Here is a 21,460-nt window from a genome sequence, read left to right on the forward strand (position 1 = left end):
GGGCGGTGCTCGATTGCTGGTGCGGGCGCCACGGGCAATCCCGGCCGCGCCCTCGTCTGCCCCCGTCGCTAGCCCGGCGCCTTCGGCGCCACACCGCTGCCCCGCCGTCGCCGCGGTTCAGCCACATCGCTTAGGGTAGCGGACGAGCCGCTCCGGTCAATACCGGCGATCCTGGAAATCACCCAGGTCCGGAATAGTGCGATCAGCGGATCGTCGAGATCCTCCGGGTGCAAGCTGAGGAAGTAACCATAGCCGTCCTTGTACTCGACATCACGGGCCGGAACGCCGAGACTTCCATCATTCATCTCTTCGATGAAGAGATCGATATCGGCGAGAACGACGCCGTGGCCGCGTTTTGCGTACTGGACGGCGAGGGCGAGGGTGTCGAACGTGATGCCTTTCGAGGTGTCGATGCGCACCCCGGCGACGCGCGCGAACTGGCTCCACAGGTGGCTCGGCGCCTGCCCCTCGACGCGCACGTGCAGGAGCTCGCTGGCGGCGATCAGGTCCCCGAGCGGCTGCCCTGCGAAGCGGGCGGCGAGCGCCGCCGAACAGACGGGCGTCACCCGCTCCATCCACAGCAGGTCGAGGATGTCGTCGGAGACGGTCGGCTTGTCGTAGACGACGGCGACATCGACCTCGCGTGCCGGCAGGCCGTTGCCGTAGGCGCTCGACACGTCGATGGCGACGTTCGGATACTCGCCGCGAAACTCGTGCAACATCTGCATGCCGACGCGCTGCAGGAACGTCGGGGGCATGTGCACCTTGAGGACGCGCTCGGTCGTTTCCTCGCTGCGGATCTCGTCGAGCACCTTCTCGATGCGGTCGAAGCTCTTCTCCAGCACCGGCAACAACTTGGCGCCGGCCTCGGTGAGCGCGATGCCGTGTGCGCGGCGGTCGATCAGGCGCTTGCCGATGAGTTGCTCGAGGCTGATGACGTGGCGGCTGAGAGCGCTCTGGGTGACGTGCAGCGACTGCGCGCCGCCGGTGAAGCTGAGCCGCCGGCCGACCGCCTCGAAGGCGCGCAACGCATTGAGCGGCAGCCATTTTCTGTCGATCACCCGCCCCTCGATTGGATCAGCGGGCCGGCCGGCGACTCATGTCGCCCGGCGCGGCTCTGGTGTGTCACCCTCGTGGAAGTCCATCTTTTTCTTGCATGGGATGATGAGGTTTGCGCACGCCCGTCTCAATTGCTTTTTTCGAATTGGAGCATGAGTAATCAACATTGTCTTCGGCGCGATCACCCGTGCTAGCTGGCAGCAGGCGACGGAGGCCTCGCATGCGCGACGATCGGCGGATCAGGGACAGTCTCGACACGTGGCGGCCGGGGCACACGCTGCCCCAGGAGTTCTACACCGACCCGGAGTTCTACGCCTTCGACGTCGAGGCGGTCTTTGGCGAGAGCTGGCTGATGGTCGGCTTCGAGGTGGAGTTGCCGAAGCCCGGCGCCTACCTCGCGCTCACCATCGGGCGCACCCCGATCCTCGTCGTCCGCGACCGGGCTGGCACCCTCCGCGGCTTCTTCAACTCCTGCCGCCACCGCGGCGCGCAGATCTGCCCGGACGGTCACGGCAAGGCGACGCGGCTGTCGTGCCCCTATCACCAGTGGACCTACGAGCTCGACGGCAGCCTGATGCGGGCGCGCCTGATGGACGAGAGCTTCGATCCGTCCGCCCACGCGCTGCTGCCGATCCACGTCGAGACGGTCGCCGGCGCGATCTACGTGTGTATCGCCGAGACGCCACCGGACTTCGCCGCCTTCCGCGCCGATCTCGAGCCGATGCTGTCGCCGTTCCGGCTGCGCGAGACAAAGCTGGTGCACGAGGTGACGCTGGTCGAAAAGGCGAACTGGAAGCTCGTCATGGAGAACGGCCGCGAGTGCTATCACTGCGCCGCCTGCCACCCCGAGCTCGGCGTCTCCTTCCCCGTCGGCATCACCCCGAAGTTCGCCCAGGAGGAGGGCGAGCGGCAGCGCGCCTATTGCGAGCGCATGGAGGCGAACGGCCTCGAGGTCGGCCCGCGCGACGGCCCGTGGTGGCAGTGCGCCCGCTTCCCGCTGAACGACGGCATGATCTCGATGTCGCGCGACGGCAAGCCGGCGGTGGCAAAGCCGCTGATCGACGTCGACGGCGGCGACCTCGGCTCGTTCCGCTTCGCCACCGAGCCGCACAACTTCACCCACTGCCTCGGCGACTACGTCTTCTCGTTCTCCGCCTATCCGGTCGGGCCGGAGGAGACCCACGTCGTCGGCAAGTGGCTGGTGCGGGCAGACGCAGTGGAGGGGATCGACTACGATCTCGCCCGGCTGGTGGAGACCTGGGACGTCACCAACCGCCAGGACCGCGACCTCGCCGAGATGAACCAGCGCGGCGTCAACGGCCGCGGCTACCGGCCGGGGCCCTATTCGCCGGAGGGGGAGGCGTTCGTGCTGCGCTTCATCGACTGGTATGTGAGCCGCGTCCGCACCCGCGTCGGCGGCCCCACCTTGCGCGTCGCCGAGGTCGCGTGAGCAGAGCGGGCGAGCAAGTACCGGCGGGCGTCAGCCGCGGGCGGGCGCGATGAGCCGTCGCAACGACACCGTGCGCCGCGAGACGCTGACGGTCGGCCACGGCTACGACCCGGCCACCGCCAACGGTGCCGCCAAGCCACCCGCCTACCTGACGTCGACCTTCGTCTACCCGTCGGCGCAGGCGGCGAAGGACCTGCACGTCGCCTTCTTCGACGGCGTCGACAACGGCGCCGGCGGCCACATCTACGGCCGTCTCGGCCATCCCAATCTCGACATGGTGGAGGCGCGGCTCGCGGCCCTCGACGGCGCCGAGGCGTCGGCGGCTTTCGCCACGGGCATGGCTGCGATCACCGCCGTGCTGCTCACGCAGCTGTCGCCCGGCGACACGCTCGTGCACTGCCGGCCGATCTACGGCGGCACCGATGCCTTCGTGCACCAGGAACTCCCGCGCTTCGGCATCCGCGCCTTCGGGTTCTCCGATGGCACCGACCGGGAGTCGATCGAGGCGGCCGCCGATGCGGCCATCGCCGCCGGCCCCGTCGGTCTCGTCTGGGCGGAGACGCCGGCCAACCCGACCGCTGCCGTCACCGACATCGCGCTTCTCGCCGCCGTCGCCGATGACATCGGCCGCCGCCAGGTCCGCCGGCCGCTCGTCGGCATCGACAACACCTTCCTCGGACCGTTCGTGCAGAGCCCGCTCGCCCACGGCGCCGACCTCTGCATGACCTCGCTGACGAAGTATGCCGGCGGCCACAGCGACCTGCTCGCCGGTGGCGTCAGCGGCGGGGCGGACGTCATCGCCCGTCTGAAGATGTTCCGCACCCTCGTCGGCTCGACGCTCGATGCCCACACCTCGTGGCTGCTGCTGCGCTCCTTCGAGACGATGCACCTGCGCACCGAGCGGGCGGCGCAGAACGCGTTGGCGGTCGCCACCTTCCTGCGCGACCACCCGAAGGTCGCGAGCGTGACCTATCTCGGCTTCCTGCCCGCCGGCACGCGCGCCCGCGCCGCCTTCGAACGGCAGTGCTCCGGCGCCGGCTCGACCTTCTCGTTCCGGATCCGCGGCGGCGAGGCGGAGGCGTTCCGGATGCTCGACCGCTTGCGCGTGCTGCGCATGGCCGTCAGCCTCGGCGGCACCGAGACGCTGATCTGCCACCCGGCCTCCACCACCCACTACGCCGTGCCGAAGGAGCGGCGGGAGGCCGCCGGCATCGACGACGCGACGCTGCGGCTGTCGGTCGGCATCGAGCACGTCGACGACCTGATCGCCGACCTCGGCGCGGCGCTGGAGGCGATCTGATGGACGACACCGGAGGACGGCCCGTGAACGATCGGACCGCCGCGCCGTCGCCCGCGCCGGATCGCCCCGCACAGGATCCGCGCTCGCAGGTCGGCAAGTTCGCGCCGCCGCGCGAGCGCTTCGACGTCGTCGTCATCGGCGCCGGCCCGGCCGGCGTCACCGCGGCGCTCGCGGCGGCGCGCGCCGGGCTGGCGGTGAAGCTCGTCGACGAGAACCCGGTCGCGCCCGGCCTCGTCGGCCTCGACGTGCCGCTGCTCTACGGCGGCCGCGCCGACGCTTCGATCGGTGCGCCGCAGCGGATGCTCGAGCAGATGCTCGCGACCAATCCCGACCTCGCCGAGGCCTTCGAACTCGGCATCGACGTGGCCCTCGGCACGGCCGCCTGGGGCGTCTTCGTCGAGGGCGCCGCCCTGCACGCGCTGCCGGGGCCGGTGGTCGGGCTCGCCGATGAGACGGCGGCGTGGCTCTGCGGCTTCGACCAACTCATCGTCGCCGCCGGCGCACGCGACCTCGTCTATTCCTTCGACGGTGCCGACCAGCCGGGCGTCGTCGGCGCTGTCGCGCTGGCGGCTCTGCTCGAGCGCTACGAAGCCTTCGACGGCCGCCGCCTCGTCGTGCTCGGCTCCGACGATCTGGCGCTGACGGCGGCCGAAAGCGCGCTCGCCCGTGGCCTCGCGGTGGCGGCACTGGTCGAGGTGGTGCCGGCACCGCTCGGCGAACCGTCCCGCATCGCGGCCCTGATCGAGCGCGGCGTCCGCGTCCTCACCGGCAGCGTCGTCCGGTCGGCGGTGCGCGGAGCCTTCGGCGTCGCGGGTGCCGTCGTCGCAGCCGTCGACGGGGACCGTCCAGACCAGACGATCGCCTGCGACACCCTTTGCCTCGCCGTCGGCCGAGTGCCGGTGATCGACCTCCTCGACGCCGCCGGCGTGCGGGTCGTGCTCGACGGCGCCCGCGGTGGCTTCGTGCCGGACAGCCCCGACGGTGTCACGACCTCGCTGCCGTCCGTCTTCGTCGCCGGCGACTGCGCCGGCGTCGGCCGCCGGCTCGCCACGCCGGAGGAGGCGGCGGCGCACGGCCGTCGGGCGGCCGCCGCGGTCCTCGCCGCGCGCGGAGCCACCGCGTCCGAAGGCGACGCTGCGTCCACCCCCGCACCGACGCCCGTGTACGGCGACGACCAGCTGCCGCACCGGCGCCGCTGGATGGAGGCGCTGCTCGCGACCGGGGGTACCGACGTGCTCGTCTGCCCGTGCGAGGAGGTGACGCGCGCCGAACTCGTCGGCGTGCAGCCGCCGCGCTATCTAGGCGCCGCCATCCCGGAGAACCGCTGCCGGACGCTGTCGGCGATGGCCGGGGAGGGGACGCCGAGCCACGACCAGATGAAACGCCTCACCCGCGTCACGATGGGCCCGTGCCAGGGCCGGCGCTGCCGCGAGCAGGTGGCGATGGTGATGGCGATCGGCGCCGGCGTGCCAGTGGAAGGCATTCCGCTCGCCTGCTACCGCGCGCCGGTGCGGCCGCTGCCGCTCGCGGTGCTGGCGACCCTGCCGGAGACGGCGGCCTCCGAGGAACAGTGGGACGTCTGGTTCGGCATTCCCACCCAGTGGGTCCCCTATGATGCGATCGGCACCCCGCGCGAGCAGGAGCTGATCGAGTTCACCATGCACATGTGAGCGGCCCGATGGATGCTCCCCTCCGCGCCAGCGTGGTCGTCGTCGGCGGCGGCGTCAGCGGCCTGTCGGCCGCCTGGTGGCTCGCCCGCTCCGGCGTCGACGTCCTCGTCGTCGACAAGGGCATCGTCGGGTGGGAGGCGTCGGGCCGCAACGGCGGCGGCTGCACCCACTACAACAGCGCCCTCTTCCACGAGGAGCAGCGGCTCTGGCCGCTGATGGACGAGCTCCTCGGCTACCCGACCGAATACCGCCGCGAGCGCATCATCTTCGCCACCACCGAGCACCACCTCCACGCCTATCTCCGCATGGGCGAGGAAGTCGGCCGCCACGGCTATGACTGGGAGGCGCTCGACGGCGACGAGGTGCGCCGGCGCGTGCCGCTTGCGGGCGACAGTGCGCTTGGCGGCATCCACCTCAAGGTCGGCGGCCACGCCAACCCGCAGCGCACCGTCCAGGCCTATGCTTGGGCCATCCAGGACCTCGGCGGCCGCATCCTGCAGCACACGCCGGTCGTCCGGCTGGTGGCGCGGGGCGGCAAGGTGACGGGCGTCGAGACGGCCGCCGGCCTCATCGAGTGCGACCACGTCGTCGTCACCGCCGGCCCGCAGAGCGGCCGGCTGCTCGCCACCGTCGGTGTGCGCCTGCCGGTGGCGGTCGCCCGCGCCGAGATGATCGTGACGGAGCCGTTGCCGCTGATGCCGCACGGCGGCGTCGACGGCAACGGCCTGTATGGCCGCCAGACGCTCCGCGGCAACCTCGCCTATGGCGGCGGGCCGCACGAGTGGATCGACCTGCCGGCCGACGGTGCACCGCTGTCACGGCCGACGTCGCCGCTCGCCGCCCATCTCGCCCGCCGTCTCGCCGAGCTCCTGCCGAAGGCGGCGCACGTCCGCGTCATCCGCTCCTGGGCCGGGCTCATCGAGAACACGCCCGACGGCCGGCCGGTGATCGACCGGCTGTCGTCGCCGGAAAACCTCACGGTCTGCACGATGTCGGCGGTCGGCTTCGGGCTGTCGCCGGCGACCGGCCACGCCATCCGCGACCTCGTCGTCGACGGGCGCTGCTCGTTCACCGACCTCGACAAGTACCGGCTCGACCGCTTCGACGCAGTGCCCGACGGCTGGGCCGCCGACAAAGGCTGGGTCGCGGCCGCGCGCGCCGCCGCCGCCTGACCGGCCCGCCACTTCTCCGTTCCGTTCGCGTCGAAGGTCCCGCATGCACAAGGGCAAGATTCTCGTCGTCGGCGCCGGCATCGCCGGCCTCTCCACCGCCTGGGGGCTGGTGCGGCGCGGCTTCGCGGTGGAGGTGTTCGACCAGGGGCCGATCCCCAACCCCAAGGCGACGTCGCACGACGAGCACCGCATCACCCGCCACGCCTACGGCGAGATGCACCGCTACGCCCGGCTGATGCCCGACTGCTTCCGCCTCTACGAGCGGCTGTGGGCCGACATCGGCGCCTGCCACCTGACGCCGCTGCCTTCGATCGTGCTGGAGCGCGAGCCGACGCCGTGGATCGGTGCCTCGATCGTCGACCTCGAGGCGATGGGCATCCCGTGGCGCGAGGTGCCGGTCGGCGAAATCGCGGCGCGCTACCCGATGATCAACACCGGCGGCCTGACGCGCGCCGTCGAGTTCGGTGGCGCCGGCGTGCTGTTCCCGATCCGCATCCTCACCGACCTCGTCGTCCACCTCGCGGGGCAGGGGGTGGTCTTCCACGCGCTGACGAAGGTGGAGGCGGTCGATCCGGAGGCGGGCACGGTCACCGTCGCCGGCGGCAAGGTCTTCACGGGCGACCAGATCGTCGTCGCGGCCGGCGCCTGGGCGGACCGGCTCGTGCCGGAGATCCGCGGCCGCGCCGTGCCGTCGCGCCAGGCGGTGCTCTTCCTCGCCCCGCCGACGGATCTCGCGGCCGCGTGGGCGGCGGCGCCGATCTTCCTCGATCTCGGACTTGAGAGCGGCACCTATACGCTACCGCCGCGGCCGGGCACGCGGTTGAAGGTCGGTGACCACACCTTCACCCGTTCCGGCGACGCCGACGGCGACCGGGCGGCGACGGACGCCGACGTGGCGCGGCTCATGTCGGCCGCCGATCTCGCCTTCACCGGCTTCGACCGCTACACGATCCTCGAGCGCAAGGCCTGCTTCTACACGGTGACGGAGGACGAGAGCTTTGTCGTCGGGCCGATCGGGGCCAAGGCCTCGGTGATCTCCGCCTGCTCCGGCCACGGCTTCAAGCTCGCCCCGCTGATCGGCGACCTGGTGGCGGAGGGCATCGCGACGGGAGTGGCGTACCGGCATTGAGGGTGGGGCGCCTCAGTGCAGTGAGGCGGGGCGTCCCTCTCGAGCGTCGAGGACGGCGCGCGCCAGAAGAGCTTTGAGGGTGGATTGACGGGCCCCACCCTGGCCGCTGCGCGGCCTGTCCCTCCCCCTGGCAGGGGAGGGACGAGCAGTCGCCGACCGCCTGCCTACGCCGACCGCCTGCCCCGCCACGTTCCTGCCCGCCACATGCCTGCCCCGCCGGATGGCGACCACGCCAAAGGTTGGATCGCGAGCTGCGCCGCGGGCCCGTCCCTCCCCTGCCAAGGGGAGGACAGAGCGCCGGAGGCGCTCAGGGTGGGGGCCGTCAATCCGAGCGCGACCTCATGAAAGTTCCCGGTACCCCCGCGCCGCTGCCTCGGCCGCGTATCTGGCGAGCACGCCGTAGTCCTCGTCCCCCAGCACCTCGATCCCGACGAGCCCGAGCGTCTCTCGCGACTCTGCCAGCGCCGGATCGGCGACCACATCGGCCAGCGCCTGCCGCAGCACCGCTACCTCACCGTCCGTCGCCGCGCCCCGCGTGATCAACGGCAATCCCGGACCGCCGGGCGTCTCGCAGAGCACACGCACGCCGGCGACCTCCTCCGGCGCGTGCGCCGAGAGGAGCCCGAAGGTCACGCTGTCGATCGCCGCCACATCCGTCCGGCCCGTTGCCACGGCTCCGAGGCTCTCGCGGTGGCCGCCGGCCAGCGTCACGGACGAGAAAAACCGGCCGTCGACGGCGAGCGGCGCGACCAGCGCGGCAAGCAAGTTGGCGCCGGAATTGCTGCCGGGGTCGTTAATTGCTGCGCGGGCCCCGCGCAGGTCGGCGACATGGGCGAACGAGGCGCCGGCCGCCACCACGACGACGCTCCGCCGCTCAGCCCCCGTGCCGCCCGGGAAGCCATAGACCGGAGTGGCCACCAGCCGCACCCGGCCCCGGAGGTGGTGCACATAGGGAAAGCCGCAGGTCTGCGCCAGCAACAGGCGCGGATGGAGCCATGGGTCGGCATAGGAGCCGCCGCGCGTCAGCCTGTCCGGCACGCCGTCGAGCCCCGCGGCGCGGAGGCGGTCGCGCAGCCCCGCCCACAGCGCGTCATTCGCGGCGGCGACGGCGGCCGGCGCGTCGTACATGGCAAGCGCGGCGATACGCGCTGGCGCACTCATCGGATGCTCCGGCAGTGGAGAGAGATCGGACGCCGCTGCGCGATGCCGTCGGCCGGCTCTCGCACGGCCCACCTAGCCGGCGCGCCGCCGCCCTCAGCCGGCGCGGGGGTGCAGCGGGTCGTCGTGCTCGGCGACGAGGTAGCGGCGGGCGATATCACGGTAGCCGTCGTACACCAGCCCGCCGTTGCGCGCGACGAGTTGCTCGCGCGAAGCCCGGTAGAGCGCCGGCAGCCGGTACCACGCCACCGCCGGGCGGACGTGGTGGAGGACGTGCAGGTTGTTGTTGAGATAGAGCAGTCCGAGCAGGCCGCCGTTCTCGACGATCGCGGTGCGCTTCTCCGGCTGGTCGGCAAAGCGGTGTTCCGCGAACGAGCGCAGCCGGGTGAGCGCCGTGCCGGCATAGACGAAGCCGACGAGATAGAGCCAGAGCGGCATCCCGCAGATCGCCACCACCCAGACGAGCACCGCGGCGACGCCGACGAGGTGCCACGCCCAGATCGCCCGCCGGCCGGGCTCGCCGGCGATGACGCGCTTCACCTCGTCGGCGAGGAAGAAGCCGATCATGATCGCCGGACCGATGGTGAGCCGGCCGATCAGCGTCATGTTGAACCGCATGATGAGCCGAACCGGGGTCGGCATCCGCGCCCACATCGCCGGTGTGAAGTAGGCCGATTCCGGGTCTTCCAGCGGGTCGGTCAGGTGCTCGTCGCGGTGGTGGCGCAGGTGCTGCAGCCGGTACACCGGATAGGGCAGCCAGAGCGACAGCGGCGGCCAGGCGAGGGCGGTGTTGAGGGTGCGGTTCAGCGTCGGGTGGCCGTGCATCGCCTCGTGCTGCAGCGAGGACTGCCAGGCGACGAACCAGGCCCCGAGCGGCACCAGCAGCCACAGCGGCAGCGCCTCCCAGAAGACGGTGAGAAGGAGCCAGGCACCATAGATGGCGACGGCGACACCGACCGTCGGCCACTCGACGGCAGGACGGCGCGAACGCCGGGCAGCGCTCTTGGACATGTCCATGTGATTTTCGATTTCCCCTGCCGCCAGCTTGCAGAGCCGCACGGCCGGCGCAAGGGGGAGGGGCCGCGGCGCGGCGAAATCGCTTGAGTGTTGCAGGTCTGTGGCAGCGGGCCGGCTGCCCGCTCGCCCGCCGGACTCGGTTCGCGCCTCGCCGGCGGCGGTGCGGCCGTCACCCGACGGGTCAGGACGGCGGATCGGCCCGACGGCGCGTCGTGATGATCGGTTCCCCCATGACGCCGAAGCGGATGTGGAACTTCATCGCCGCCGCCCTGACCGCAAAGGCGAGGGCAAAGGCCGCGAAGGCGGCGACCTGCGGGGCCAGGAGATGGCCCGCCAGAAGCACGTAGGCGGCCGCACCGACGAGGGCGGCGGTGGCATAGAGGTCGCTGCTCAGGATCATCGGCCGGGTCTGGGTCAGGAGATCGCGGATCAGGCCACCGCCGGTGGCCGTCACCATGCCGAGGAACGCCGCCGTCACCGCCGATGCCCCGGCCGCCAGTGCGATATGTGCGCCGACCACGGCGAAGGCGGAAAGCCCGATGGCGTCTGCCCAGGCGGCTGCGTCCTCGCGGCCGCCGGGCACGCCGCGGATGAAGTAGGCGGCGAAGGCCGTCGCCGCGCAGAGGACGAGCTCGAGCGGATTGTGGACCCACCAGACCGGGTTGCCGAGCAGCACGTCGCGCAGCGTGCCGCCGCCGATCCCGGTGACGATCCCGATCAGCACGATCCCAAGAAGGTCCATGCGGTGCCGTCCGGCGACGACGGCACCGCTGAAGGCGAAGACCATGTCCCCGAAATACATCAGGGCAATCAGGACGATCGGCAGGGCGCTGCTGTCCGTCACCACGGCGGGACCTCCGGTCCAGCGGCCAGCCGGGGCCGCGACGAAACACGTTCGACCACGGCCGGGACCCGGCAGCCACCCGTGACCGCGTCGGCGCCGGTTCGGCCCGGTCAGCGCGCATCTTTCACAGGACTTCCGTCGAGACCACCCCCCGGGGCGCTGGACAGGATGCGCGGGATGTCCGCCGGGACAAGCGCCGGCTCTCCTGCCGCGCCGTCGCGGGCCGGGTCACCCCGCCATCTCGGCCGCCGGCCGATGGCGGTGTGGCAAGCCATCCGTGACGCCGCCGCACGGACGGCCGGTCTCGGCCATCCCCCTGCTCTCGCCGTGGGGCTGCCGCGGCCGAGTCCGACCGTGACAGAACCGTCATCCAGGCTTCATCTACCGATGCTATCCGACGAGTGGCGCCGTATTGGTTTATTCGTTGTGGCTGCCGGTCGAAATAGTCTTGATCAGTCGGACTTGTCTCGACGTTGTTCCTCGCCATCAGAAGCAAACCCGTAGAGATCACGGGTTTGCCGTCCGACGTCTTGCATCGCAGGAAGCCACATGCGCACGCACATTCTGACATCCGCAGCCGCCGTCATTCTTGCCGCATCGGCCGTCGGTCCGGCCATTTCGGCCACCGAGGTGCTTGTCTACACGGCGATCGAGGCCGATCAGCTGAAGGCCTACGAGGCCGCGCTCGAGGCGGCGCATCCGGACGTCGACGTGCGGTTCGTCCGCGACTCGACCGGCATCGTCACCGCCAAGCTGCTCGCCGAGAAGGCGAACCCGCGCGCCGACGTCGTCATGGGCCTCGCCGCCACCTCGCTGATGCTGCTGGAGAAAGAGGGCATGCTGATGCCCTACGCGCCGGTCGGTCTCGAGGCCGTGAAGCCGACGATGCGCGATCCGGCGAACCCGCCGGCGTGGGTCGGCATGGACGTCTGGGCCTCAGCCGTCTGCTTCAACACCGTCGAAGCCGAGAAGCGCGAGCTGAAGGTGCCGACCTCCTGGGCCGACCTCACCGACCCGGCCTACCAGGGCCAGATCACCATGCCGAACCCGGCCTCCTCGGGCACCGGCTACCTGATGGTCTCGGCCTGGCTGCAGCTCTTCGGCGAAGAGAAGGGCTGGGCCTTCATGGACGCCCTCGACAAGAACGTCGCGAGCTACACCCACTCCGGCTCGAAGCCCTGCCGCCAGGCGGGCGCCGGCGAGTACGTCGTCGGCCTCTCGTTCGAGTATCGCGCCAACAAGACGAAGAAGGACGGCGCGCCGATCGACATCGTGCTCCCCTCCGAGGGTCTCGGCTGGGACATGGAGGCGACCGCCGTCATGGCGACGACGAAGCATCCGGAAGCCGCCAAGAAGGTCGCCGACTGGGCCGTGACGCCGGAGGCGAACAAGCTCTACGCCCAGAGCTACGCCATCGTCGCGCTGCCGGGCATCGCCGAGAAGCTCGAGTACATGCCGGGCGACGTCGAGGCGATGCTGATCAAGACCGACTTCGCCTGGGCGGCCGAGAACCGCGAGCGCATCCTCGCCGAGTGGACGAAGCGCTACGACGGCAAGTCCGAGCCGAAGTGATCGCGCCGCAAGGCTGATCGCAGCGCCGCAAGCGCTGCGTGCACCCTCACGACCGGCCGGGTTCTCCGGCCGGTCGATGCTTTCGGAGCCTGCCGGAGGTCGCCGCCTTGCTCGACAGATCCGCATCGCACCTTCCCGCGCCCCACTCGCCTGCGCCGCACCTCGCCCCATCGCACCCGCCCGCGCCGTACCTGGAAGTCCGCGGCCTGTCGAAGCGCTTCGGGCCGTTCACGGCGCTGGAGGACGTCGACCTCGACGTCTATCCGGGCGAGTTCGTGTCCTTCCTCGGCCCGTCCGGTTGCGGGAAGACGACGCTGCTCAGGGCGATCTCCGGTCTCGACGTGCAGACGACCGGCAGCATCCGTCAGGGCGGGCGCGACATCTCCGCCGAGCCGGTGAGCCGGCGCGACTTCGGCATCGTCTTCCAGTCCTACGCACTGTTTCCGAACCTGACGATCGCCGACAATGTCGGCTACGGCCTCGTCTCCACCGGCCGCCCGCGCGCCGAGATCGCCGGGCGCGTCGAGGAGCTCCTGACGCTGGTCGGCCTGTCCGAGCAGGCGAAGAAGTACCCGGCGCAGCTCTCCGGCGGCCAGCAGCAGCGCGTCGCGCTCGCCCGCGCCCTGGCGCTGTCGCCGGGCCTGCTGCTGCTCGACGAGCCGCTGTCGGCGCTCGATGCGCGGGTGCGGGCGCGGCTCAGGGGCGAGGTCCGCGACCTGCAGCGCCGCCTCGGCATCACCACCATCATGGTGACGCACGACCAGGAGGAGGCGCTGACGATGTCGGACCGCATCGTTGTGATGAGCCGCGGCCGCATCGAGCAGGTCGGCACGCCCGACGAGATCTACGCCCGACCGGCGACCGCCTTCGTCGCCGATTTCGTCGGCAAGATGAACTTCCTCAAGGGCCGCCTCGCCGCCACCGACCGCGCCGAGGTCGGCGGTGCCACGCTGACGCTCGCCGAAGGGGTCGGCGTCGGCGCCGGTGCGGCGGTGACGGTCTGCCTTCGGCCCGAGGACATCGTCGTGCGCGCGGTCGAAGCCGACCGGCCGAACCGGCTCGCCATGCAGGTAGGTGTCATGGAGTTCATCGGCAACCACTTCTCGACGACGCTGCACGCCGTCGGCACCAGCCTCAACCTCTCGGCCGACCTCTCGATCAACGACGTCCGCGACCTCGGCATCAGCCCTGGCTCGACGATCACCGTGATGCTGCCGCCGGAGCGTCTCAGGGTGTTTCCAGATCCGCCGGCGGCCGGTCACTGAGGCCGCGCGCGTGAGCACCGACACCACGCTTGCCGCCCCCCTCGCGGCCGCGTCCGGCGCGACGTCGCGCCCGATCCGGCCGAGGCTGTCGCGAGACGACATCACCCTGCGCCTGCTCGTGCTGGCGATCGTCGTCGCGCTCGTCGTCTTCGTCGTGCTGCCGCTCTCGGCCCTGCTCGGCAAGGCGGTCGAGGACCACGACGGCGCCTTCGTCGGCCTCGCCAACTTCGCCGCCTACTTCGGCGACCCGGCGCTCGCCGGCAACCTCTTCAACAGCCTGTGGGTCTCGGCGCTGTCGACCGTCATCTGCGTGACGCTCGCCTTCGTCTTCGCCTACGGGCTGACGCGCACCTGCATGCCGGGCCGCGGTGTCTTCAAGGCGGTGGCGCAGATCCCGATCCTGGCGCCGTCGCTGCTGCCGGCGATCAGCCTCGTCTACCTGTTCGGAAACCAGGGCCTGCTCAAGAGCTGGCTGATGGGCGCTTCCATCTACGGGCCGATCGGCATCGTCATCGGCGAGGTGTTCTGGACCTTTCCGCACGCCCTCATCATCCTGACGACGGCGCTGGCGATCTCCGACGCGCGCCTGTACGAGGCTGCCGAGGCGCTGCGTGCCTCGCAGCGGCGGATTTTCTTCACGGTGACGCTGCCGGGCGCTCGCTATGGGCTGATCAGCGCGATCTTCGTCGTCTTCACCCTCGTCATCACCGACTTCGGCGTGCCGAAGGTGATCGGCGGCCAGTTCGACGTGCTCGCCACCGACATCTACAAGCAGGTCGTCGGCCAGCAGAATTTCCAGATGGGCGCGGTGGTCGGCGTCGTGCTGCTGTTGCCGGCGGTGCTCGCCTTCGTCGGCGACCGCATCGTGCAGCGGCGGCAGGCGGCCATCCTGTCGGCGCGTGCCGTGCCGCTGATCCCGAAGCCGAACCGCGCCGTCGACCTCACCTTCTTCGCCATCTGTGCGGTGATCGCGCTCGCCGTTCTCGTCATCCTGGCGGTGGCGGTGTTCGCGTCGCTCGCGACGTTCTGGCCCTACAACCTGACGCCGTCGCTGAAGAACTACGACTTCGACAACATGGATGGCGGCGGCTGGGCGAGCTACGGCAACTCGCTGATGCTGGCGACGCTCACCGCCGTGTTCGGCGCCGCCATCATCTTCACCGGCGCCTACGCGATCGAGAAGACGCCGCGCTTCGGGGCCGGGCGGGCGATTGGCCAGTTGCTGGCGCTGCTGCCGCTCGCCGTGCCGGGCCTGGTGCTCGGCCTCGGCTACATCTTCTTCTTCAACGATCCGGCGAACCCGCTCGGCTTCCTCTATGGCGGCATGGCGATCCTGGTGATCTGCACGATCTCCCACTTCTATTCGGTCGCCCACCTGACGGCGACGACGGCGCTGAAGCAGATCGATCCGGAGTTCGAGACCGTCTCGGCGTCGCTCAAGGTGCCGGTGTGGCGGACGTTCGCGGTGGTCACCGTGCCGGTGTGCCTGCCGGCGATCCTCGACATCGCCATCTATCTGTTCGTCAACGCGATGACGACGGTGTCGGCGCTCGTCTTCCTGTATTCTCCCGACACGACGCTCGCGGCGATCGCGGTGCTCAACATGGACGACGCCGGCGACATCGCGCCGGCCGCGGCGATGGCGACGATGATCCTTCTCACCTCAGCGGCGGTGCGCATCGCCTACACGGTGCTGACGCGCGGCCTGCTCTTCCGCGCCCAGGCCTGGCGGCGCCGGTGAGCGGGCAGGCGTTCGACCTCGCCGTCGTCGGGGCCGGCATCTGCGGCCTCGCCCACGCGCTGGCGGCGGCACGGCGCGGCCTCTCGGTCGTCGTCATCGACCGCGATGCGCGCGCCAACGGCGCCTCGGTGCGCAATTTCGGCTTCGTCACCGTCACCGGCCAGGAGCGCGGCACGACGTGGCGCCGCGCGATGCGCTCGCGCGACGTCTGGGCGGAGATCGCCGGCCCCGCCGGCATCGCCATCGAGCACCGCGGCCTCGCCGTCGTGGCACGCCGGCCGGAAGCCCGCGCCGTGCTCGAGGCGTTCCTGACGACGGAGATGGGCGAGGGGTGCGAACTCCTGGATTCGGCCGCCGCGGCGGCGCGCCTGCCGGTCCTCTCCGGTGAACCAATCGCCGGGGTGCTGTGGAGCCCGCACGAGCTGCGCGTCGAATCCCGCACGGCGATCCCGAAGCTCGCAGCCTATCTCGACGGTCACGGCGTCGTCTTCCAGCGCGGCACGGCGGTGGTCGCCGTCGAGCCGCCGGTGGTGGCGACGAGCGCCGGCGAGGTGAGGGCCGAGCGCGTCGTCGTCTGCCCGGGCGACGACCTCGTCTCGCTCTATCCGGACCGGCTCGCCGCCTTCGCGCTCACCCGCTGCAAACTGCACATGCTGCGCGTTGCGGCGCCGACGGCCGACTTCCGCCTGCCGGCGGCGGTGATGTCGGACCTCGGCCTCGTCCGCTATCTCGGCTATGCGGCGCTGCCCGAGGCGGCCGCGCTGAAGGCGCGGCTCGTGGCCGAGCAGCCGGACGCGCTCGAGAACGGCGTCCACCTGATCGCCGTGCAGAGCGCCGACGGCTCGCTGGTGGTCGGCGATTCCCACCACTACGACGCGACGCCCGACCCTTTCGCCCCGCAGGCGGTGGACGACATCATCCTCGACGAGCTCTCGGCGGTGCTGGCGATCCCGGCGCCGGTCGTCACCGAGCGCTGGACCGGCACCTACGCCTCGGCCGCCGACCGGACCATGCTGGTCGACGCGCCGCATCCGCGCGTGCGCCTCGTCGTCATCACCTCCGGCACCGGGGCGAGCACGTCGTTCGCCATCGCCGAGGAAGTCGTGGACGAACTGTTCGGCGCGCCGGCGCCGGCGATAACGGAGAATGCCTCGTGACGCTCGCTTTCCGGCACCTGAAGGCCGTCGTGTTCGACTGGGCCGGCACGATGGTCGACCACGGCTCGCTCGCGCCGATGGGCGTCTTCGTCGAGGCGTTCGCCGAGTTCGGCGTGACGCTCACGATCGACGAGGCACGCGGGCCGATGGGGATGGCGAAGCGCCCCCACATCGCCGCCCTGATGGCGCTGCCGCGCGTCGCCGCGGAGTGGCGGCAGGTGCACGGCCGCGCGCCGTCGGAAGCGGACATCGACGCGCTCTACGCCGTGTTCGTGCCGAAGAACAAGGCGGTCGCCGCCCGCTACGCCGACCTCGTGCCGGGCGCGGCCGAGGTCGCAGCAGAGCTGCAGGGCGCCGGCGTGAAGCTCGGCTCCACCACCGGCTACACCCACGATATCATGGCCGAGATCACGCCCGTCGCCGCCGCCCAGGGCTACCGGCCGGACGCTCTCGTCTGCACCGGTGACACCCCGGCCGGCCGCCCGAGCCCGCTGATGCTGTGGAAGGCGCTCGTCGACATGGACGTCTGGCCGGCCTCAGCCTGCGTCAAGGTCGACGACACCGAGGTCGGCATCGCCGAGGGCCTGAACGCCGGCGCCTGGGCGGTCGGCGTCGCGGTGACCGGCAACGTCTTCGGCCTGTCGCTCGCCGAGACGCGGGCGCTGGCGCCGGAGGAGTTTGCCGCCCGCCGGGAGATTGCCCGCAACCGCCTGCTTGCCGCCGGCGCCCACGCCGTCATCGACGGCGTTGCCGACCTTCTGCCGGTGCTGTCCGAGCTCGAGGGCCGGATGGCGCGCGGCGAGCGGCCGTAGGCGCGCGTGAGGCACCGATCGGGGCGCGCACCCGGCTGACGGGAGCGGACCGGGTTTCCGCCCGCTTCACGCCAGTTGATGCAATTTCGACAACACGCAAGAACTTGCGGCACCCGCGCGGTACCCGCAGGAGGTCCTGAGGAATGACAGCACCAACTCACGACGGCCAATCCCGCAGCTGGCTCGAGATCGAGCTCGAGGACGATCTCGACGAGGAGCTCGAGCAGGCGATCGACGACGCCCGCGTGCCGCCGGAGCTGCGCGCGCTGCTCGCCAACCGCAAGAAGAGCACCCTCGACCGCAACACCTATTTCAGCGAGCTGATGCGCCTGCAGAGCGAGCTCGTGAAGCTGCAGGACTGGGTGCAGCACAAGGGGCTGAAGCTCGTCGTGCTGTTCGAGGGGCGCGACAGCGCCGGCAAGGGCGGCGCCATCAAGCGCATCACCCAGCGCGTCAACCCGCGCACCTGCCGGGTGGTGGCGCTGCCGGCGCCGTCCGACCGCGAGCGGACGCAGTGGTACTTCCAGCGCTACGTGCCGCACCTGCCGGCCGCCGGCGAGATCGTGCTGTTCGACCGCAGCTGGTACAACCGCGCCGGCGTCGAGCGCGTCATGGGCTTCGCCAGCGAGGCCCAGGTGGAGGACTTCTTCCGCGACGTGCCGGAGTTCGAGCGGATGCTGGTCCGCTCCGGCGTCATCCTGGTCAAGTACTGGTTCTCGATCACCGACGAGGAGCAGCAGCTGCGCTTCCTGATGCGCATCCACGACCCGATCAAGCAGTGGAAGCTGTCGCCGATGGACCTGCAGTCGCGCGTCCGCTGGGAGCAGTACACCAAGGCGAAGGAGGAGATGTTCGAGCGCACCAACATCCCCGAGGCGCCCTGGCACATCGTCGAGGGCAACGACAAGAAGCGGGCGCGGCTGAACCTCATCTCGCACCTCCTGTCGCAGGTGCAGTACCAGGAGGTGCCGCACGAGGAGATCACCCTGCCTGAGCGGGTGTTCAACCCCGACTACGAGCGCCGGACGCTGCCACCGGAGCTCTACGTGCCGGCCCGCTACTGAGGGCGTCGACGTCGGTCGCGCACCGGGGAAGATCGCTCTCCGAGACGCTGGCGCGCCAGCAACGTCGGGCGTCCCTGCCCACGGCTGGCAACGGGGAGTGGGCGGCCACCGCGCTCTGCAGGGTGCGCAAGTTATTGACTGTTAGGATGATTGTCTTTGTTGATGGTGCCTGGTGAGGGCGTTGAATTGCTCTATCAGGCGCAAGCAGAGGAGCTCACCACAAGAAACAATAAGATAATATCGACCAATTGCAACCCTTGCTCCAACGTTACGGGCGTGGAGAAAATTCTGTCAGTGCGGCCCGGTCTTCTCGACCAAGGCAGAGGGCTTCGACAGGAACCCCCTTATCCTCGGCACGCCGACTGGCGGCGCGGGTTCTACACTCGGGCGGCTAAGCTCCGGCGCGAAGAAGCGCGTGCGCTCGTTTCGGAGCCGAAGACGGTCGACCTGTTGATCGGGGCGCCTCTCGCACCGCCGAAAGTTGATGGGCGATGACGCCGTCGACGGTCCAGGGACGAGTAGCGCGTGGCGGCGAGTATGGCTGCCTGTTGCCGTGATGCGCTCTCGGTAACGTCAGGGTGTCGACAAAGTCGCAAGCTCCACCTGCCGGAGTGCCACCAGCCGCCGACGATGGGCCGTATGGGCGGCGACGGCGCCGGCTGGCGGGATGAAGCGTGCGAGACCTTCCGCGACGGCTGCCTGTGCCACTGCCTCGGCGACCACCGGGTAGAGCGCGTCGTCGAGCGGGGAGGGAAGGATGCTGGTCGGGCTGAGGTCGCCGTCGGGCACCAGGCCGGCGATGGCGCGGGCGGCGGCGGCACACATCGTCGGCGTGATGCGGCGCGCCTTGGTGTCGAGGGCACCGCGCATCAGCGCCGGGAAGGCGAGCAGGTTGTTGCAGTGGTTCGGGTAGTCGAAGCGGCCGCTCGCAACGACGGCGGCACCGGCGGCGAGGGCTTCGGCCGGCATGATCTCGGGCTCGGGGTTGGCAAGGGCGAAGACGATCGCGCCCGGCGCCATGCTCGCGACCATCGCATGCGAGACGAGGCCGCTCTTCGATACGCCGACGAAGCCGTCGGCGCCGGACATCGCCTCCGTGAGGCCGCCACGCAGCCCGTCGCGGTTGGTCTGCCGCGCGACGTCGCGCCAGTGCGCGTGCGGCAGGTCGTCGTCGCGGTGAAGGATGCCACCGACGTCGACGGCGACGATGTCGCCGATGCCGATCGCCTGCAGCATCGTGATCGCGGCGCGGCCGGCGGCGCCGACGCCGTTGACGACGACGCGCGCGTCTTCGGGCCGGCGGCCGGTGACGCGGAGCGCATTGAGGAAGCCGGCGGCGATGACGGTCGCGGTGCCGAACTGGTCGTCGTGCAGGATCGGAACCGACAACCGCTCTTCGAGTGCTGCCATCACCTCGAAGCAGCCGGGCGAGGCGACGTCTTCCAGGTGGAAGGCGCCGAAGCTCGGTTCGAGTGCCAGGATGACGTCAACGAGGTGCTCAGGGCCGCGCGTGGAGACGCAGAGCGGCATGCAGTCGATGCCGGCGAGCATCTTGAACATCACCGCCTTGCCTTCCATGACCGGAATTGCGGCGTGCGGTCCGGTATTGCCGAAGCCGAGCACGGCGGTGCCGTCGGTGACGAGGGCGACCAGGTTGTCCTTGGCGGACTGCTGCGACAGCTCCTCGGGATGCTCCATCAGCCGCCGGACGACGTGACCGACGCCGGGCGTGTAGGCGACGGCGACGTCGTCGAGGCCGTGAACGAGCACCTTCGGCATCACCTCGATCTTGCCATGGCCGACATAGACGTCGCGGCCGAAGGCAAGGGCCGCCTCCGGCGTGACTTTGAAACCCGACATGAAATGCTTCCTCTCGCCGCCCTCAGGCGGCGACCAGCCGGTTGATGGTGGCGCGGGCGGCGTCGAAGCCCTCGCGCACGAGGATCTCGTAAAGTGTGATCTGGCCGAGCTGCGACCAGACATAGTTCTTCAGCTGGTTGAAGGGCCGGCCGTCGAGGTCGCCGCCGCGGATGCCGAGATCGCTCTCGGCCACCTGCTTCAGGAGCGGCCAGGTGTGGAGGTGGGCAGCGCCCATCGCGTAGGGCCAGTTCATGTCGGCGAGGTGGGTCACCCACTGCTCGGCCGGCTGCGGCGCCAGCACGAGCTTGCCGCCCTTGCGTTCCAGCAGGCCGTAGTCGACCGGATCGACCTGCGCGAGCACCGCGGCCGCTTCGATGAAGTGAGCGACGCGGTCGAGGCCCACCCAGTTCGTCACCACCCGGCGGCCATCCATCGAGGCGTCGAGGGCGGAGAGCTGGTGGGCCGCCGCCATCGCCATGACGATGCGGGCGTCGAAGCGGCGGTGCATCAGCTCGGCGGTCACGTAGATGCAGTGGGCGTGCCAGGTATCATCGTAAACGGTGCGCGGCTCCTCCAGCCAGGAGCCGTCGTCCTGCCACTGATAGAGCCAGACCTTCGGATATTCGTGCACGAGCAGCGAGGCGACCGGCAGGTCGCGGTTGATCGGGATGCCGTACATCTGCCGGTAGTTCTGCGTGTAGGCGTCGGCCATGCGGATGTTGTAGGCGACGGTGACGGCGAGGCCGCCCGGGTGGGCGTTGTAGAAGTCGTTGTGGCTCGACGGAGCCGTCAGGTAGCTCTGAGGGTCCATGTGGCCGCGCGGCCAGACGTGGTCGGGATCGTCGGCCGGGTTGAAGAAGCCGAGCCGCACCATCTCGTCGAACATCCGCCGGCGGTCGTCGTCGCCCGGATACATCTCCAGGAACGTCACCTGCGGGCGGACGATGCATTCGGTCATCAGCCGCCGGTAGCCGGGATCCTCGAGGCTCGCGGCCGTCTGCAGGAGCTCGTTGTAGGTGCCCGACACGAGCCGCGAGGCGCGCGCCATGTCGTCCGGCGACATCGCCACCACCTCGGCGAGACGGCGCTGCGGCGCGAGGTCGAGGTCCTGCGAGAAGTGCGAGTATCTGAACTTGCCGGGCAGTGGCCCGCCCGGCCCACCGGTTCCGCAGACGACGCACATGGCGAGC

The 21,460-nt window shown here is 70.6% G+C and carries 17 protein-coding genes; 11 read left to right on the top strand and 6 right to left on the bottom strand.

What is annotated here, in order from left to right; translation table 11 throughout:
* Nucleotides 1–68: 68 nt before the first annotated feature.
* Complete coding sequence (locus RUR49_RS07565; protein WP_409145760.1) at nt 69–1,061, bottom strand: LysR family transcriptional regulator; 993 nt, start codon at nt 1,059–1,061, stop codon at nt 69–71.
* Between the two features lie 218 nt (nt 1,062–1,279).
* Here RUR49_RS07565 and RUR49_RS07570 point away from each other — a divergent pair, with 218 nt between their 5' ends.
* Genes RUR49_RS07570 through RUR49_RS07590 form a run of 5 tightly spaced genes read left to right on the top strand, consistent with a single transcriptional unit; the run spans nt 1,280 to nt 7,780 of the window.
* The gene (locus RUR49_RS07570) at nt 1,280–2,509 is read left to right on the top strand and encodes an aromatic ring-hydroxylating oxygenase subunit alpha (protein ID WP_409145761.1); all 1,230 of its coding nucleotides are present in this window, start codon (nt 1,280–1,282) and stop codon (nt 2,507–2,509) included.
* A 49-nt stretch (nt 2,510–2,558) separates the two neighbouring features.
* Nucleotides 2,559–3,809, top strand: a complete 1,251-nt coding sequence (locus RUR49_RS07575; protein ID WP_409145762.1) for a cystathionine gamma-synthase family protein — start codon at nt 2,559–2,561, stop codon at nt 3,807–3,809.
* Nucleotides 3,810–3,832: 23 nt separating this feature from the next.
* Entirely contained in the window at nt 3,833–5,479 is a 1,647-nt protein-coding gene (locus RUR49_RS07580) for an NAD(P)/FAD-dependent oxidoreductase (RefSeq protein WP_409145763.1), read from the top strand.
* A gap of 8 nt (nt 5,480–5,487) precedes the next feature.
* Entirely contained in the window at nt 5,488–6,651 is a 1,164-nt protein-coding gene (locus tag RUR49_RS07585; protein WP_409145764.1) for an NAD(P)/FAD-dependent oxidoreductase, read from the top strand.
* Between the two features lie 43 nt (nt 6,652–6,694).
* Nucleotides 6,695–7,780 (top strand): NAD(P)/FAD-dependent oxidoreductase, encoded by a 1,086-nt coding sequence (locus RUR49_RS07590; RefSeq protein WP_409145765.1) that lies wholly within the window; start codon nt 6,695–6,697, stop codon nt 7,778–7,780.
* A gap of 339 nt (nt 7,781–8,119) precedes the next feature.
* On the opposite strand, the gene RUR49_RS07595 is transcribed toward RUR49_RS07590, so the two are convergent.
* The 3 genes from RUR49_RS07595 to RUR49_RS07605 form a co-directional block, all read right to left on the bottom strand.
* Nucleotides 8,120–8,908 (bottom strand): phosphate/phosphite/phosphonate ABC transporter substrate-binding protein, encoded by a 789-nt coding sequence (locus RUR49_RS07595; protein ID WP_409145766.1) that lies wholly within the window; start codon nt 8,906–8,908, stop codon nt 8,120–8,122.
* Nucleotides 8,909–9,034: 126 nt separating this feature from the next.
* Nucleotides 9,035–9,955 carry a fatty acid desaturase gene (locus tag RUR49_RS07600; RefSeq protein WP_409145767.1) on the bottom strand — a complete coding sequence of 307 codons (921 nt, stop codon included), beginning with the start codon at nt 9,953–9,955 and terminating at the stop codon, nt 9,035–9,037.
* Nucleotides 9,956–10,136: 181 nt separating this feature from the next.
* Nucleotides 10,137–10,799: a trimeric intracellular cation channel family protein gene (locus RUR49_RS07605; RefSeq protein ID WP_409145768.1), complete on the bottom strand. Its 663-nt coding sequence runs from the start codon at nt 10,797–10,799 to the stop codon at nt 10,137–10,139.
* A 549-nt stretch (nt 10,800–11,348) separates the two neighbouring features.
* On the opposite strand from RUR49_RS07605, the gene RUR49_RS07610 reads away from it, so the two are divergent.
* The 6 genes from RUR49_RS07610 (at nt 11,349) to ppk2 (ending at nt 18,410) form a co-directional block, all read left to right on the top strand.
* Complete coding sequence (locus tag RUR49_RS07610) at nt 11,349–12,371, top strand: putative 2-aminoethylphosphonate ABC transporter substrate-binding protein (RefSeq protein WP_409145769.1); 1,023 nt, start codon at nt 11,349–11,351, stop codon at nt 12,369–12,371.
* Between the two features lie 107 nt (nt 12,372–12,478).
* Nucleotides 12,479–13,636: a putative 2-aminoethylphosphonate ABC transporter ATP-binding protein gene (locus tag RUR49_RS07615; protein ID WP_409145770.1), complete on the top strand. Its 1,158-nt coding sequence runs from the start codon at nt 12,479–12,481 to the stop codon at nt 13,634–13,636.
* 10 nt (nt 13,637–13,646) lie between these two features.
* Nucleotides 13,647–15,377 (top strand): putative 2-aminoethylphosphonate ABC transporter permease subunit, encoded by a 1,731-nt coding sequence (locus RUR49_RS07620; RefSeq protein WP_409145771.1) that lies wholly within the window; start codon nt 13,647–13,649, stop codon nt 15,375–15,377.
* Nucleotides 15,374–16,534: a TIGR03364 family FAD-dependent oxidoreductase gene (locus RUR49_RS07625; RefSeq protein WP_409145772.1), complete on the top strand. Its 1,161-nt coding sequence runs from the start codon at nt 15,374–15,376 to the stop codon at nt 16,532–16,534. The genes RUR49_RS07620 and RUR49_RS07625 overlap by 4 nt, the downstream gene beginning before the upstream one ends.
* Complete coding sequence (gene phnX / locus RUR49_RS07630) at nt 16,531–17,346, top strand: phosphonoacetaldehyde hydrolase (RefSeq protein WP_409145773.1); 816 nt, start codon at nt 16,531–16,533, stop codon at nt 17,344–17,346. Before RUR49_RS07625 ends, phnX begins: the two co-directional genes overlap by 4 nt.
* Before the next feature lie 143 nt (nt 17,347–17,489).
* Entirely contained in the window at nt 17,490–18,410 is a 921-nt protein-coding gene (ppk2, locus tag RUR49_RS07635; protein WP_409145774.1) for a polyphosphate kinase 2, read from the top strand.
* 573 nt (nt 18,411–18,983) lie between these two features.
* Here ppk2 and RUR49_RS07640 read toward each other — a convergent pair.
* Together RUR49_RS07640 and RUR49_RS07645 are read right to left on the bottom strand one after the other, a co-directional pair.
* Nucleotides 18,984–20,270: an NADP-dependent malic enzyme gene (locus tag RUR49_RS07640; protein WP_409145775.1), complete on the bottom strand. Its 1,287-nt coding sequence runs from the start codon at nt 20,268–20,270 to the stop codon at nt 18,984–18,986.
* 22 nt (nt 20,271–20,292) lie between these two features.
* A complete protein-coding gene (locus RUR49_RS07645; RefSeq protein ID WP_409145776.1) occupies nt 20,293–21,453 on the bottom strand; it encodes a hypothetical protein in 1,161 nt (386 codons plus the stop codon).
* Nucleotides 21,454–21,460 lie beyond the last annotated feature (7 nt).

It is taken from the genome of Pseudoxanthobacter sp. M-2, assembly GCF_046156265.1.
Classification (GTDB): domain Bacteria; phylum Pseudomonadota; class Alphaproteobacteria; order Rhizobiales; family Segnochrobactraceae; genus CAMDHY01.